Source organism: Pyxidicoccus sp. MSG2 (assembly GCF_026626705.1).
Taxonomy (GTDB): Bacteria; Myxococcota; Myxococcia; order Myxococcales; family Myxococcaceae; genus Myxococcus.
In genome coordinates, this window is record NZ_JAPNKC010000001.1 from 4,370,739 (window position 1) to 4,386,092 (window position 15,354).

A 15,354-nucleotide genomic window follows, 5' to 3' on the forward strand; every position below is an offset into this window, starting at 1 on the left:
GAGCGACGCATCGCGGCGGACATGGCTCGGAGGGTGCATTCGCGCGCGGCGGGTCTTCAGCAGACCCGGCATGCAGTCGTCCCCCCAACGAGAGAGGTTCATCCATGACCAGCAAGATGACGGGCCGCATCCTGGCAGCAGCGTTCTTCAGCCTGACCGCAGCGGGTTGCCAGGGCGAGGAGCAGATGCCCGCCGATGATTCGCTTGCGACGCAGGAAGCGAAGGCCGAGCAGCAGTGCATCGAAGGCTTCGGGGGCATCAAGAACTGCGCGACGGGTGGCGCGTCACTGAAGCGCGACTCGAAGGGCATCGCGGTCTCCGGGCTGGCGGACGTGAAGTCGGACGGCTTCTCCAGCGAGTTCTCGAAGGCGACGAGCTGGAACCTGACGGCCGACCTCGGCGGCGTCGGCGCGAAGGGGCAGGGCCTGACGCTGGCGGCGCGGGATGGCGCCCAGGTGGTCAGCTCGATTCGCGTCGGGATTGGCGCTACGCAGGACCAGGTCTTCTTCGCGCCCTCGTTCACGGGCTCGCCGGGCGGCTCGGCGTACCGGATGAACGTGTACCAGAACGGCCGGCTCGTGCTGGGGCAGCACTACCAGATCGACTACTCGGTCGGCGGCTGGTGGTACAACCTCCACATCGGCCTCACGCGCATCGACATCGGCTTCAAGAACCACAACGCCATCAGCGCGCTGGACCCCATCACCACGGGCGCCTGCATGTGGACCTTCCGCGGCGCGCCGGGAGCGTTCTCCATCGACGCGAACGGCAAGAAGATCAGCGGCGACTACATCGAGTTCATCGAGGAGATCGCTGACGGCGCCTACCCGTACACCAGCTTCTCGGGCATCGACGTGAAGGCCGCCGCGAGCGGCTTCAACATCGTCGGTGAGTCCATCGTCCAGGAGAAGTAGTCGGCTCTCGGCGCCGGGCGGGAATGTGTCCCCGTCCGGCGCTCAGCTCCCGCTGTCGTCCTTCGGCACCGGGCGCTCGCGGCCGTAGGCCTCCTGGAGAATCGCGTCGCTGCCGAGCCTGCTCTCCTTCGCGGCCTCCACATCCAGCCCCTCTCCGTGGCCCCGCCCGCGTCCCTCGAAGATGATGCCCGCACCGTCGAACGAGGCGGTGCGTGGGCACGACGGGAGCTTCAGCCCGGAACGCAACAAGTCACAGGGCAGAGAGCCCGCGGACTCGAACGTCGAGTCGCCCTCCGTCTTCGTGAGGATGAACAGCGCGCGCCCCTTCTCGAAGCGCAGCGACACCAGCGAGCGGCCCACCAGCCCCTCCACGTCCGCGCGCGGACGCACTTCCTTCCACGGCTCCTGCCCGCCCTGCGAGAAGAGCAGCCACTCGTCCCACTTCAGCGGCGACAGCCCCAGCGCCTTTGCTTCGTCGCGCTGCACGCGCACGGTGCCTCGGAAGGCCTGACAGTGCGTGGTATCGCAGACGGGGCGTCCAGCGTGACGGCTGTGCCGCTCGTTGTGCGCAATCACCCGCGCCAGCGCCACGCGCGCCTCTCCCTTGAGCGTCACGTCCTCCGCCGCCACCACGCCCGCCGTGTACTGCAGGCGCGTGGTGCGGAAGACGAAGTCGGAGCCACGCCGTGCCTTCAGCGCGCTCGGTGACGTGGGCACGCCCGGAGGCGGCCGGTATGGCGGCGGCGTCGACCAGGTGAAGACTCCGGCGTAGTCCCGCCCCTGCGTGGGCCCGTTGGGGAAGCGTACGCGCCAGGGCATTCCCAGACACACCGCCGCTCCGCGCGTAGTGAGCCCCTCCAGCCGCGTCCACTCCGCCGACGCGGCGCGGGGTGTGCCGCCGTCCAGAGCGAAGCCCGCACCGGGGCACTGCGCCTCCACGTCCCTCGCGGGCACCAGTCCCAGCACCTGCACGCGCGCGGCCTCCAGCCCCGCCTGCCGGCGCGCACGGAAGAGGACTTCGGGAATCTCCTGCGCGAAGTGGCGCGGCATCTTCCCCGGCCGCACCGCCACCACCACCAGGTCCGCGTCCACGGCGGCAATCCAGCCGAACTGCGGCCGGCTCGCGGCGTCGCGCACGGTCCCCGTCTTCGTGGCCACACCGGTCAGCGCCTTCGACGCGGGCAACTCCGACAGCGTGCCGCGCGCGGCGTTGTCCGTCAGCAGCGCCAGCACGTCCGGCCGCGCCTCCGCCAGCAACCGGTACGCCTGCGCCATGCCCCACGGCGACAGCGCCAGCGTGGAGCGCAACCCAATCGCATCCGCCATGTCCGCCGGCGTCCCCGTCAGCCCCACAGCGCCCAGCACCGGGCCCCACGCACCGAAGGCTTTGGGCGCCGTGCCCTTCGCCTCCCAGTCCATGAAGTACCCATTGCACGAGCGAAGCAGCGCGGTGCCCCCATCCACCTTCGCGGGCAGGTTCGGCCCGCACGCCCACTCCTGCACGCCCGCGCGCGGCGCCAGCACCGGGTGCTCCGCGCCCGCCGCGTAGAGGAAGGGCTTCAGCGTGGAGCCATATGGCAGCGCACGCCGCACGTCGCCCTCCGACAACAACACCTCACCCGAGTGGCGGCTCAGCACCACCGTGGCGGGCCCGGCCGCGCGCACCTCCACCTCCGCCAGTTCGTCGATGGACAGCGGCACCACCCAACGCGCCCCGTCCTGGCACTTCCGCAGCCGCCGGGACAGCGCACCGGGAAAGCCCACCGTCTCACTCAAGAGCCGCGCCAGTGCCCGCCGCGCGCGCGGCGTGTCCACCGCCGGAGCCGAGGCCACCTCCGACGCCGCGCGCGACAGCGACTGGTAGGGCGCATCCCTCCACGCGGCCAGCTCGCCGCTCACCGCGACGGCGAAGGCCTCGTGGAACAACCGGTCCTCGCTGGACTGGGGACAGGCCCACCAGAGGAACTGGTGCGCCAGTTCATGCCGCAGCGCCACGCGCAGCCGCTCGTCGAGGATGCCCGGCATGTTCTGCCGCAACTCCACGCGGCCCGGCCGGCCCTGCGCGTTGCGCTCGGGGGCCAGGGCCGCGCCACGCTCCAGGAGGACGGTGCCCGGCGCCTTCGCCGGAGCCCCGCCCACCTCCGCCACGTAGCGGGCCTCCAGCGCCTTCCAGGAGGACTCCGCCTCGCGGCGCAGCTCCGCCTCGGGCGTCACGTCACCGCGGGTGACGAAGGTGGGGGTGGCCGCCAGCAGCGCGGCCACCGTGGCGACCCACACCATGGGCTACAGGTCGCCCGTGCCCTTCTTCGAGGGCACCACCTTCAGCGAGTCCGCGGCCGTCCGCCCGTGGATGCTGGCGGCGTACATGTCCTCGATGCTCGCGGGCGGCGCGGAGAACGTGCCAGGGAACTGCGCACGCATCACGTAGCCTACCGTGCGCGGGCTGTTGCTCCACCACGCCGGCTCCTCGAAGAAGAAGGTGGCGCGCTCCGGGTTCAGCACGCGGCGGCGGAGCGCCTCGGGCACCAGGGGCAGCGAGTGCGGCGGACCACGGAAGGCCTTGTCCTCCTGCAAGGGGACGAAGCCCGCCGGCACCGCGTCCTCCACCACGTAGTACGCAGAGCGCACGCGGTTCTCCCCGCGCGCGTCCATCGTCAGCTCCACGTAGACCTCTTCACCCTGGGACACGGTGTCACCGGGGGCGAGCTTCACCTTCCCGCCCTCGCGCAGCACGTAGTAGCCGCGCTGGATGGACATGCCCTCCGCCTTCGGCTGCACCGCCGCCAGCGGGGTGAGCGCGGTGGCCTGCAGGGTGGCCACACCGTCGAAGCCGCCCACGTCCACCGAGCGCGTGCCCGGCGCCAGCACCGCCACCAGGCCCATGCCGCGCGGTGAGAACTTCACGTCCTTCGCGCCCTTCACCTCTGGCGGCTGCATGCCACGGAAGGCCTTCGCGTCACGCTCCAGCAGCCACAACGAGTGCAGCAGCGCGGTGCTCCGGTCGAAGGTGGACAGGTCCGGCTCGGACAGCATCTCGAGGATGCGGCGGCGGGTACGGGTGATGTCCAGCGTGCCGAACGACGCGGCGTGCGCGGCGATGGCCGTCATGCCCACGCGCCGCAGCGGGAAGCGGAAGAACGCCTCGTTCATCTCCATCTCCTGGCCCGGCTTGTACGCGGCCAGCGTGGCGAAGCCCTGCGCGCTCTTCGACACCAGCGAGTTGATGCGCGCCTGGAGCGCGGGCTCCTTCATGATGCCCGCCTTCTCCGCGGCCAGCACCGCCAGCGCCAGCGGGTACAGGTCTCCACCCTCCGAGCCCTCCACCAGCGCACGCACGCGAGCGGCCTGCTTCGGGCCCTCCAGCCGCGCCAGCACGTAGGCACGGGTGGCCTCGTACTCGGGCGGCAGCCCCTCCTGCGCCTCCAGCCAGCGCGAGCTGTCGATGATGCGCGGGTCATTGCGGTCCACCAGACCGGCTTCCGCCGCGTAGGCCAGGCCGTCCAGGGCAATGAGCGTCAGCGGCAGGCTCGGCGTGTCGTAGCCGCCGAACCAGGTGAAGCCGCCGCCCTTCACGGAGAGGTTGAGGATGCGCGCGGTGCCCTGCACCGAGCGGCTGCGCGCCTCGGCCAGCAGCGCCTGCGTGTCCGTGTCCAGCTTCGCCAGCGCGCCCGCCTGCTGGAGCACCTGGTACACCGCCACGTTCGGCACGGTGGTGGACACGAGCTGCTCCAGGCAGCCGTACGGGTACGTCAACAGCTCGCGCACGTTCGAGAGCGCCGCGTCGACGATGGACGGCTGGAGCACCAACTCCACGCTCGCCAGCGTCGCCTCCTTCGCCGCGGGCACCTCCAGCGCGCCGCCGCCCCAGGCGCTCACCTTCACGGTGTCCTCGACGGCAGCTGGCTCCACCTGGAAGAGCTTGCGGTCCTTGAGCGGGTCCTTGCCGCCCGTCACGTCCACCGCGAGCTGCGCGGAGCCCGTGCTGGTGGCCTTCAGCGTCACCGGAACCACCTGCTCGCCGCCCTTGGCCAGCTCCACCTTGTGCTGCGACTGGTCCGCCTTCAGCGAGCCCAGCGACGCCAGCTTCACGTCCAGCAACTGGCTGCCCTGCGACTTCTCGCCCGCGGACAGGCGCACCGAGGCGAGCGCCTCGTCGCCCTCACGCAGGAACTGCGGCAGCGCGGCGTAGAGGTTGAGGCCGCCACGCGTGGCGAACTCGGAGGTGCTCTCGCCGAAGCGGCCGGACGTGTCCGCCGCCACCGCCGTCACCACCCACAGCGTCTGGTTGGAGGGCAGCGTGAAGCGCACCGTCGCGCGGCCGTCGCGGTCCGTCACCACACCCGGGTCCCAGTGCGCGGTGTCCTTCTCCAGGTCCTTCGCGTTGCGGGTGGGGGGCTTGATGGACGCGAAGGCATGGTCGGGCAGGCCCGCCATCTTCCGCGCCAGCTCCTCGCCGTAGCCGTAGCCCTGGAACTCCGACGAGAAGAAGTTGGACACGTTGTTGCGCGCGGGCGGGTAGAAGAAGTCGAGCACCTTGGGGCGGAACTCGCTCTGGATGGCGTAGACGGCCTTGTCCACCACGCCCACGGACACCTGCGCCACCACGCCGTGGCCCTCGTGGTCCACCACGCGCACGTCCAGCGTCTGCTCCGTCAGCGGCGCGGCCTCCGCGCGGCGGGGCTGCACCTCCACCGTGAGGGTGCGCTCGCGCGGGACGATGCGGAACGCCACCGTGCGCTCCTCCCAGCGGCCCGTCGCAGTGGGGTACGCGACGGACGCGTACACCGCGCTGCCGAAGCGCTTCTCCACGTTGAAGCTGTGCACCAGCGTGCGGCCGGTCAGCTCCACCACCTGCGTGGCATAGAGGCTGGCGCCCGTCAGCGTCACCCACACCGGGCCCGCGTCACGGCCGCCGGGGCCCCAGCCGTCCGGCATCAGCGCCACCAGCCGCGCGGTGTCGCCCGGCTCCAGCGAGCCGGACAGCGACGCCAGCGTGAGGTTGGGCACCTGCGCCACCGGCTCGTCCGCCGCGCCGATGACGAGCAGCGACTCCTCGCCCTCCCACGTCTCGCCCTTCTTGTCCTTCACCACCACGCGCGCCACCACCGCGCCCACGTCCGAGGTGGGCACCTTCTCGCGATGCGTGCCGTCCGCCGCCGTGGTGAACGAGCGCTTGCCCAGGCTCTTCTCCTCGCCGTCCGCCTTGCGTGAGACGAACTCCACCTCGCCCTGCGTGACGCCGTAGGGCTTGCCGGACAGCGTGGTGGCGCGCACCGACAGCGTCGCCTCGCCGCCCTTGGCCACCACCGGGTCCGAGTACCGCGCCACACCCATCACCTCCACCTTCGACAGGAAGAAGGCGGTGGTGGAGTTGGCGAAGGTCTCCTGGTCGTCGCGCGCGCGGATGGTCAGCGAGTACCGGTACGGAATCCGCTCCTCGCCCGCCGCCAGCGCCGGCACGGCCACTTCGATTTCCGCCTCGCCGTTCGCGTCGAACGCGCTCGCGCTGGACCACGGGTCTTCGGTGGCGTCGCGCGCGGCCACGGAGGAGTAGAGCCGCTCGGGGACGCTCAGCTTGCCTTCCGTGCTGGAGGACGAGCCGTACGTCACCGCGCTGCCCCCACCGCCCTTGCCGGCGTCATCCACCCACGCGGGTGCGTCCAGCAGGCTTCGGTAGAGGAACACCTCGTACTTCGCACCGTCGGGCGTGCCACCCGCGTAGCGGCGCGCGCGCACCTTCACGCGCAGCGTCTGCCCGGGCACCACCGTCTCCGACTCCGGGTCCACCTCCAGGTAGAACGTGGGCTTCACGTAGTCCTGCACGCGCGCCTCGCCCTGGTGCGGCTGGCCGTCGACCTCCGCCTCCACGCGCAGCACGCCGGTGCCCAGGTCCTCCGGAACCTTGAGCGTGCCGCTGAAGGCGCCGAACTCGTCCACCGGGGCGCGCGTGGTGATGGCGCGGCCTTCCTGGGAGACGAGCTTCACCGACACCTCGCGCTTCTTCGGGGTGAAGAGGCGCGCGAGGAACGTGTCCGGCTGGCGCACGAGGCCGCGGTACTTCACCTCGTTGCCCGGCTTGTAGATGGGCCGGTCGCTGTAGATGAACACGTCCGGCGCCACCGCCAGCGCGGAGTAGAAGTCCGTGTCGACAATCGCCGTGTCGCCCTCCACGGAGGCCGTGGCGATGATGCGCGGCTCGGCCACCTCGAGCGTCACTTCGCCCTTGGCGTCCGTCGTCCCCGCCGGGCCCTTGCCCTTGGGCAGGTACACCTGTACCTGCGCGCCCGAGCGCGGCTTCTGGTCCCTGCCGGCAACGCGCACCAGCACCTGGCCATCCGTCTGCTTGAGCTGCACCGTCAAGTCACTGACGACGAGCACCACCTGCCCCTCCACCTTGCCCTGCACGAGCTGGAGGACGTAGGTGCCGGCCGGCAGCGGCGCGAGCACCACGCGGCGCTCCTGGAAGCCGCTGCTCTCGTCCGACGTGTTGAAGCCGGGGACGTTGAAGTCGCGGTCGGCGCCGCCCAGGTCCAGGTTCAGCCACTGGCTGCGCGCCACCGTGAAGCCCGGGGGCACACCGACGAGCTTCTTCGGCCCCTCCGCCACCTTGGCCAGCGGCTCGCCCGAGCCCGGCACGTCCGACGGCTTGGGCAGCACGTCACCGACTTCCGCGCGGAAGGACGGGTTGAGCGTGTCGAGCAGCCACATGCCCGGCGCATTGAGGGCGTTGAGGCCGCGGCTGAGCGCACGGCCCGGGTTGTTCAGCGTGGGCGGCGTCTGGTACGCGCGCCGCAGGTCTCCCTGCGCGCGGATGAAGGCGTCCACGTTGTCCGGCTTGAGGACCCGCAGCTCCACGGGGCCCTTGTCCTCGAAGGCCACGTCCACGGCGACGGGCTCCTGGCTGCCATAGGAGCGCGGGACGGTGATGTAGAGCGGCTTGGCCACGGCCACGCCGGACAGCACCAGCGCGGTCAGCGCCACGAAACGAGCAAAGGTCTTCATGACCCGAAACCTCCAGGAACCAGCGAATCACCCTGCACGGTGCCGCGCAGGCCCAGGAACGGCAGCGACTCCAGGTCGCGCCGCGCCGCTTCGATTTCAGGGGGCGCCGCGCTCGGAATCGGCGCGTTGCGCCCCACGCGGGACTCGGACAGGAAGCCGTCCATGGTGAGGCCGCTGAGCAGCCGTCCCGTATTCACCCCGAAGGCCAGCGACGTCGGCGCGCGCAGGCCCGCCACCACCGGACCCGCCGCGTTGAGCAGGTTGGGCGTCTTGCCCTCGCACGCCTTCTTCAGCCGCTCCAGCTCCGCGTCGTTGGACGCGAGCACCACGTGGTTGCAGGCCGTGCCGGAGACGAGCTTGTTGTAGCCGCCGGAGAACAGCCCCTCCAACGCGGCCTTGTCCTCGGGACGGCCCCAGAGCAGGGCCATCTCCAGGGGCAGTGACGTGTCGCCGCGCGGCGTCCACACCAGCGCCACCTGGCGCGTGCGCGTGGCGCCCTTTCCGCCACCCTCCTGCCAGAACTCCTTCAGCGTCTCGGGCTCCAGCGACTCCGGCAGCTTGAGGTGGAGCGCGAGCAGCACCGGCGTCTCCTCGGGCACGAGCTTGAGCAGGTCATCGGACAGGGGCGCCGCGTCCAGGCGCGCGGGGCCGTCCATGAGCTGGCCGGCGATGCCTCGGCCCACCAGCTTGTTGCCCTCCACGCCGAACTGGAGCCGCGCGCCCGGGGCGATGCCCACCACGCTCGTGAGCAGCTGCACCTCGCGGCCGTACGCGTCCGGGTCGAAGCCCAGCTCCACGTCGACGTTGTCCGCGGCCTCCAGCTTCGGCAGCTCCGTGCACAGGCCCTGGAGCACCGCCACCGGGTGACGGGCCAGCACCATGCGGTCCGCCGAGCGCGCCGCCCACAGCGTCTGCTCCGCCACCAGCCAGCGCTTCATCTCGTACGTGCCAGCGGTGCCACCCGGGCAGCTCGCGGCATTCATGCCGCCGCGGTTGGCCACCTGGTCCAGCGCGTCGAACGCGGAGGTGGTGGCGCCGCCCGGGCTGGGAAGGACGAAGGCCGGCGTGCTCGCCCGCGCGTCACCGGCGAACCACACCACGCGGAACGGCGCGTCCAGGAGCTGGTTGGCGACGAGGTCCAGCACCGCGCCCTTGAACTCGCCCTTCAGGTCCTCGCCGGTGGAGCCGAAGAACGCGGCCCACCCGCCCACGAAGCCCTGGCCCAGCGGCTTGCCGAGCTGCTCCTTCAGCCACGCGTTGCCCGCCATGGCCTCGCGCACCTTGCCGGGGTGGTGCACGTCCACCCAGACGGCGGCGGGCGCGGCGGTGCCCGGCACCTCCATGGTGGCGACCTCGGCGTCGGGCATGCCCTCCACCTCGGCGCCCGCGCTGGGAGGCCCCTGGCGCTCACCGGTGACGAGCGGCGCGCTGCTCCCCGAGACACCGCCTGACTTTCCACGGCGGCCCAGCAGGAAGCCCCCCGCGACGGCGGCGCCGATGAGGGCGGTGAGCAGACCAATCAACATGGCCTTGGGCGGGCCCTGCCGGGGAGGCGGAGCCGCCGGAGGAGGCGTGCCCGGAGGCGGGCTCGACGGAGACGTCATGGCATCCACTCCTTGAAGCGGAAGAAGCCGAGGAAGCCGGCGTTGTTCGGCACCGGGCGCCACTCCAGCGGCGCCTCGGTGGCCAGGTTCTGGAGGAGGCCGGTGCGCACCGCGGCGCCCTTCTCCCCCGGGTGGTAGACGACGCGAGCGGGCGCGTGGGCCCGGTCCTCCGGGCGCACCACCAGCATCAGGTGGAAGACGGTGCCGGAGTCGTGCTCCTGGCGGAAGGCGAGCACGTCGCCGGTGCGCACCGCGTCTCGCGCGGCGTCGTCGCGGCCCAGCGGCGTGAAGCTCTGTTGCAACAGGGTTTCCGCATCCGCGAAGTCGGCGGGCTGGCCGCGCTCATTGCGCCACAGCGGCGTTGCGAGCCGCTCCGGGACGACGTTCTTGTACGCGATGCGGAAGGCGAAGCGGATGAGGCCCGCGCAGTCGCGCTGGCCCGGATGCCACGCACTGTCCTGCTTGTGTACCTGCGCGAGCGCCACGCGCGCCACCTGCCGCCGCAGCAGCACGTCGCGCGTCTCGGGCGCGGGCGCCGCGAGCACGGCCGCTCGAGGCGGCACGTCGCGCGTCTCGGGCGCGGCCGCCTGGAGCAGCAGGAGCAGGGACAGGGCGAGCATGGGGGTCTGGGCTCGGGGACTTCAGCCGCCTTCGCCCTCGCCGCTGTCGCCGCTGGCCTGGAGCTCCTTGAGGGCCTCGGCGAGGTTGGTGGGCCAGGCCGCGTGCTTGGGCTTGGGGTCCTGCGCGGGCACGTACACCTCGGCCTGCCCGTCGCCGAGCACGTTCACCCAGGCCAGCACGCGAGTGGTGCCGGGCGTGGCGAGGGGGATGCGCACCATGCGGCGGATTTCGTTGGGCGTGCCCTCGAAGAGCGCCAGGTTGAGGGTGGCCACGGTGTGGGCCTTGTCACCGCTGGGCCAGTAGTTGGTGGCCACGAGGTACACGCCCTGGGGCGGCGCGCGGTGGATGTAGAGGTACGGGCCGTAGGCGGGCTGGTCGAAGTCGCCGCCCTGCTCGTTGAGGAAGAAGGTGCCGCCGGAGGGGCTGGCGGTGTCGGCCCAGTACACGTGGGCCATCTCCGTCACCTTGAGCTGGTCGCCGGCCTCGCTGGAGTCGGTGGGCTCGTAGATGTGCAGGTCGGTGTAGACGCCGTCGGTGTCGCTGGTGAGGACGACCTTGAAGGGGACGGGCGGAATCTGCGCGTAGCTGGTGGCCTGCGTGCGCGCGGTGCCGGCCTGGTTGGTGGCCATCACCGTGACGATGTTCTTCCCGCTGGCGGCGGGGAACTTGCGGCTGAAGCGACCGCCGTAGGTGCGCATGAGGTAGCGGTCGCCGTTGATGGAGACCACCACGGGGTCGATGGTGGTGTCGCTGATGGTGCCCTCGACGAGCATCATCCGGTCCACCGTCCACCCGCCCGAAGGCGCGGTGAGGCGGACGGTGGGCAGCGTCTTGCCCTTGCCAATGGGCACGCCCTGCTGGCGCGGGTTGGGGGCGGCGGCGGGCGCTGCCTGCGACAGGAGCACGGCCAGGATGACGGGAAGCATCGCGCGTCCTTGTAGGGAGGAACTCCGCCGGAGCGTGTAGGCGGGCGGACAGACTGCGGCAGCACGGGCCTCCATTTCAAGTCGCCTGCCAGCCCTCCCCGGGACTCCCTGAGAGGGAGGCCGTGGTTGGACCCCCTATCAGGCGCGGGTGGGGGGACACATGAGGGGCGCCAGCCCGTGGCCCTTCAGCCGCGCCGGGAGCCGGGGGGGTCATGGGACAGCCTCCCCACGGCCCTCTCGGACGCTGACAGGGGGGCCTCCGGGCGGCGCGTGGCCATCCCCGGCTATGGTTCACGGGCTGCTGCTGAAGCGCTCCCCTGAAGAGGTCCATCCCATGAGTTCCCCCGACGGTTCTTCGAAGAAAGAGGGCGGGCAGGCCACGTCCGTTACCGAGCGAGTCTGGGAAAGTCAGACGGGGTGGATTGTTCGGGCACGCGAGCAGGGACAGCTCATCATCGACTTCGAGGGCAATACGGCAGGTCCCCTCGAAGCCCGCACCACCGTGGAGCTGTCGCCCGAGGAATTGAGGACCGCCATCGCGGGCCGCCGGCCCGTGGAGCTGAGGTTCGAGAATGGCGACCCCCGGCTCCCCGTGGTGGTCGGCATCGCTCCAGTCATCTCACTGAACGACCTGCTCCAGGGCCTCACGCGCTCCCATGAGGATGAGGAGGAAGCTTCCGGGGAACCCGCTTCCGAGGAGGAGGGGGTACGGATCATCCAGGCACGTGACGAGCTCGTCATCCAGTGTGGCAAGGCCAGCATCACCCTGCGGCGCAACGGCAAGGTCATCATCAAGGGCACCTATGTGGAAACCCATGCCGAGGGCGTCAACCGCATCAAGGGTGGCTCGGTCCAGGTCAACTGACGATGCCGGTCATCGAGGAAATCCTCGAGGAGCACCTGGACGAAGCCAGCTTCCACTGGCTGCGCTGGGAGAAGGCGCTGCTCTCCGCCGAGCATGACCTGCCGGACGCGGCCGCCCAGGAAGAGCGGCTGATGGCGCACCTGGACGGGCTCGTCGTCGCCGGACTGGAGGCTGAGCCGCTGCTGGTTCCGGCATTCGAATCGGAAGAGCCGGGGCGCATCGCCTCCGCGGCCTTCGCCTTGATGAAGGGACACCCACGGGGCTTGGAGGAGGTCCTCGCGCGCCTGAAAGACGGTCCCCCGGAGCTGCGCGCCGCCCTCGAACGCGCCCTGGAGCTGGGCACCTCGCCAGGACTCGACTCCCGACTGATTCCCCTGCTGGACTCGGACGACGCCGGGCTGGCCGCCTCCGCGCTGCGAGTGCTCACCTCGCGAAGCGCCGTGCCCGTGGAGCCGCTCGAACGGCTGCTCCGCCATGAGGTGGCGGAGGTGAGGATGGCCGCGCTCGCCGCTGCCGCGGCCCCCGCGCTGCCCATTCTTCCAGAGTGGCTGCTGCCGGCCCTCGCCTCCACGCACCCGGGGATTCGCGCCGCGGCGGTCGAGGCGGGAATGACGCGTCACCTGCGGCCCGCGCTGGCCACCTGCCGCGAGCTTGTCGGGACGGAAGCAGACGCAGCCCGCGAGGCGATGCTGCTGCTGGCGCTGGGTGGGGCGGAAGCGGATGCCGCCCGCCTGGTGGAGAAGGCCGAAGACGCCGGGACGCGCGCGAGTGCCCTGTGGGCCCTGGGCTTCACCGGGCAGCCGTGCGCGGCCGAGGCCGCACTTCGGTGGATGGAGGACCCGGCCGTCGCGCCCCTGGCGGCCGAGGCCTTCTCCGCCATCACGGGACTCGTGGTGAGCGGCCCCCACGCCCTGCCGCCGCGGGAGGACGCCCTTCACGACGAGGAGGAAGACCTCGACGCCGACCTGGTCCCTGGCCCCGAGGCCGCGCTGCCACGGCCCGACGCGCAAGCCATCCGGGAATGGTGGACGCAGCACGCCTCCCGCTTCCAGCGGGGGACCCGCTACCTGGAGGGGCGTCCTCTCGATGCGGCGGCACTGCTGGCAGCGCTGGAGGGCAGCACCATGCGGCGGCGGCACGCACTGGCCCGGGAGCTCGCCATCCGAAGCCGGGGGGCCCACCGGGTGCCCACCCGAGGCCCCACCTGGCGCCAGGACGCGGAGCTCGCGCGGGCCCGCGCCGCTGGCGCCAGACTCGACATGCGGCCGTGGAACCGGCTGATGGGATAGCGCCGCCATGCTCCAGGTCCTCAGAGACATGCCCTTTGTCCCAGGCCTCTTCCTTTTTCCCGACGAGAAGGGCGTGGAGACGTTGTACGCGGTGGTGAAGGCCACCTTCTCGCTGCAAGGGGACACGGTGCGCGTCGCGGAGGAGCAGAGCCCCATCCTGGCCGCCGACGAACACTGGGGCGCGCCGGAGACCTCCAGCCTCAAGTACGCCAGCGAGGCGCATCTGCTGAAGCCCGGCACCGACGTGGTGCTGGTGGGGGAGGCCCATGCGCCCGGGGGCAAGCCCGTGTCATCGTGCGGGGTGTCCGTCTCGGTGGGGCCACTGAAGAAGGTCCTCCAGGTCTTCGGTGAGCGGGTCTGGACGGGAGGGCTGCTGTCTCCCAACCCCTCCAGGCCCGAACCCTTCGTGAAGATGCCGCTCGTCTATGAGCGGGCCTTCGGTGGCCTCCACGTGGTGGACGCCGAGCAGGGGCGTGTCCTGGGTGAGCCCCGCAATCCGGTGGGCCGGGGCTTCCGTGGGAAGCGTACCGCCTCGGAGATGGTGGGCCAGCCACTGCCGAACGTGGAGGACCCGGGGGCACTCATCGGAAGCATCTCGGATACGCCTGTGCCCATGGGGACGGGCTTCGTCGCGCCCGGCTGGGAGCCCCGGCGGTCCTTCGCCGGCACGTACGATGAAGCGTGGCAGCGGCGGCGCGCGCCCTTCTTCCCCGTGGACTTCAAGCCGGAGTTCTTCCGGGCCGCCTCGGCGGGACTGGGGACGCCGTCCTTCCTGCGGGGTGGCGAGCCGGTGAACCTGGTGAATGTCTCACCTCGAGGTGTCCACCGCTTCGCCCTGCCTCGCTGCGGGCTGGACGTGCGGCTCACCGTCGCCGGGAAGAGCTCCCCTCTGGAGATGCGGCTGGAGACCGTGCTGCTGGAGCCCTCGGAGTCCCGCTTCTGCATGCTTTGGCGGGGGGCGCTGGCGTGTGACAAGAAGGTGCTTCAGGTGGAGGAGGCCGTCTTCCGGCTGGACTCCCTGGAAGGCGTCGCGGACTGATGACGACACAGCGAGTGGATATCCTGGCGGTGGGCATGACGACGCCGGTCGGGCTGAGCGCGCTGGCCACCGCTGCGGCCGTCCGTGCGGGCATCACCCGCACCCGGGAGTCCACCGTCCACCTCAGCGCCTGGGACGGGCAGCGCCTGGGGATGGTGGATGAGCGGCACCTGCATCCGCTCGCGCCCGCGCTCGAATCCGCGGTGGGACTCTCCGACCGCCACCGCCGGATGCTGCGGCTGTCCACGCTGGCCTTCCGGGAGCTGCTGGCGACCTGGAAGCCCTCCACCCCACCGCCGCTGATGCTGGCGCTGCCCGAGCCCCCGCCCCAGGGGATGATGGACCCGGTCGGCCCGGGCTTCCTCTCCCACCTCTCACAGCAGACCGGCGTCGGCTTCGACGCGAAGAGCAGCCGCGTCTTCCGCCAGGGGCGGGCGGGAGGGCTCCTGGCGCTGGAGGCCGCGCTCGCGCTGCTCGCCTCGCGGCAGGTCGACTGTGTCTATGTGGGAGGCGTGGACTCCTACCTGGACCTGGGCCTGCTCGGCCGGCTGGACGCGGAGGAGCGCCTGCTGTCGGAGGGGCGCGCGGAGGGCTTCATCCCCGGCGAGGGCGCCGCGTTCCTGCTCCTCACCACGCCGAAGCGCACCCAGTCCTTGGGGCTTGAGCCGCTGGCCCACCTGCTGGGAACGGGGACTGGGAAGGAAAAGGGCCACCTGTACAGCGGCTCGCCACACCTGGGCGAGGGGCTGACCGACAGCATCCACACCCTCTTCGCGGCGGTGCCCCGGGAGCTTCCAAAGGTGGAGACGGTCTACGCCGGCATGACGGGTGAGCGCATCTGGGGCAGGGAGTGGGGCATTGCCTACCTGCGCAACCGCGACCGGCTCCAGGAGAAGTACCGCATCGAGCATCCGGCGGAGTACCTCGGAGACCCGGGGGCGGCGCTCGGGACGCTGATGGTGGGGCTGGCGTCGCTGGCGCTCCACAAGGACTACCGCAAGGGCCCCTGTCTGGTGTGGTGCGGCTCGGACCGGGAGGAGCGGGGGGCCGCTCTGTTACACTTCGCCTGAGCACGAGGAGCCGACATGCCAGTC

At 71.4% G+C, this 15,354-nt stretch carries 10 protein-coding genes; 5 read left to right on the forward strand and 5 right to left on the reverse strand.

What is annotated here, in order from left to right; all coding sequences use genetic code 11:
- Nucleotides 1-104 precede the first annotated feature (104 nt).
- Complete coding sequence (locus tag OV427_RS16640; RefSeq protein ID WP_267857103.1) at nucleotides 105-914, forward strand: hypothetical protein; 810 nt, start codon at nucleotides 105-107, stop codon at nucleotides 912-914.
- A 42-nt stretch (nucleotides 915-956) separates the two neighbouring features.
- Here OV427_RS16640 and OV427_RS16645 read toward each other — a convergent pair whose 3' ends face one another.
- The 5 genes from OV427_RS16645 to OV427_RS16665 are packed head-to-tail and all read right to left on the reverse strand — an operon-like array spanning nucleotide 957 to nucleotide 11,067.
- Nucleotides 957-3,194 carry a SpoIID/LytB domain-containing protein gene (locus tag OV427_RS16645; protein WP_267857104.1) on the reverse strand — a complete coding sequence of 746 codons (2,238 nt, stop codon included), beginning with the start codon at nucleotides 3,192-3,194 and terminating at the stop codon, nucleotides 957-959.
- Between the two features lie 3 nt (nucleotides 3,195-3,197).
- A complete protein-coding gene (locus tag OV427_RS16650; RefSeq protein WP_267857105.1) occupies nucleotides 3,198-7,916 on the reverse strand; it encodes an MG2 domain-containing protein in 4,719 nt (1,572 codons plus the stop codon).
- Nucleotides 7,913-9,520 (reverse strand): hypothetical protein, encoded by a 1,608-nt coding sequence (locus OV427_RS16655; RefSeq protein ID WP_267857106.1) that lies wholly within the window; start codon nucleotides 9,518-9,520, stop codon nucleotides 7,913-7,915. The genes OV427_RS16650 and OV427_RS16655 overlap by 4 nt, the downstream gene beginning before the upstream one ends.
- Nucleotides 9,517-10,140 (reverse strand): DUF1175 family protein, encoded by a 624-nt coding sequence (locus OV427_RS16660; protein ID WP_267857107.1) that lies wholly within the window; start codon nucleotides 10,138-10,140, stop codon nucleotides 9,517-9,519. The genes OV427_RS16655 and OV427_RS16660 overlap by 4 nt, the downstream gene beginning before the upstream one ends.
- 21 nt (nucleotides 10,141-10,161) lie before the next feature.
- Nucleotides 10,162-11,067, reverse strand: a complete 906-nt coding sequence (locus OV427_RS16665; RefSeq protein ID WP_267857108.1) for a DUF2135 domain-containing protein — start codon at nucleotides 11,065-11,067, stop codon at nucleotides 10,162-10,164.
- A 334-nt stretch (nucleotides 11,068-11,401) separates the two neighbouring features.
- Here OV427_RS16665 and OV427_RS16670 point away from each other — a divergent pair, with 334 nt between their 5' ends.
- The 4 genes from OV427_RS16670 to OV427_RS16685 are packed head-to-tail and all read left to right on the forward strand — an operon-like array spanning nucleotide 11,402 to nucleotide 15,330.
- On the forward strand, nucleotides 11,402-11,932 hold the full coding sequence (locus OV427_RS16670; protein ID WP_267857109.1) for a DUF6484 domain-containing protein: 531 nt from the start codon (nucleotides 11,402-11,404) through the stop codon (nucleotides 11,930-11,932).
- 2 nt (nucleotides 11,933-11,934) lie between these two features.
- A complete protein-coding gene (locus OV427_RS16675) occupies nucleotides 11,935-13,221 on the forward strand; it encodes a TIGR02270 family protein (protein ID WP_267857110.1) in 1,287 nt (428 codons plus the stop codon).
- A gap of 7 nt (nucleotides 13,222-13,228) precedes the next feature.
- Complete coding sequence (locus tag OV427_RS16680) at nucleotides 13,229-14,260, forward strand: DUF2169 family type VI secretion system accessory protein (RefSeq protein ID WP_267857111.1); 1,032 nt, start codon at nucleotides 13,229-13,231, stop codon at nucleotides 14,258-14,260.
- Nucleotides 14,260-15,330, forward strand: coding sequence for a beta-ketoacyl synthase N-terminal-like domain-containing protein (locus OV427_RS16685; protein ID WP_267857112.1), 1,071 nt, complete (start codon nucleotides 14,260-14,262; stop codon nucleotides 15,328-15,330). Before OV427_RS16680 ends, OV427_RS16685 begins: the two co-directional genes overlap by 1 nt.
- The last annotated feature ends 24 nt before the right edge of the window (nucleotides 15,331-15,354 follow it).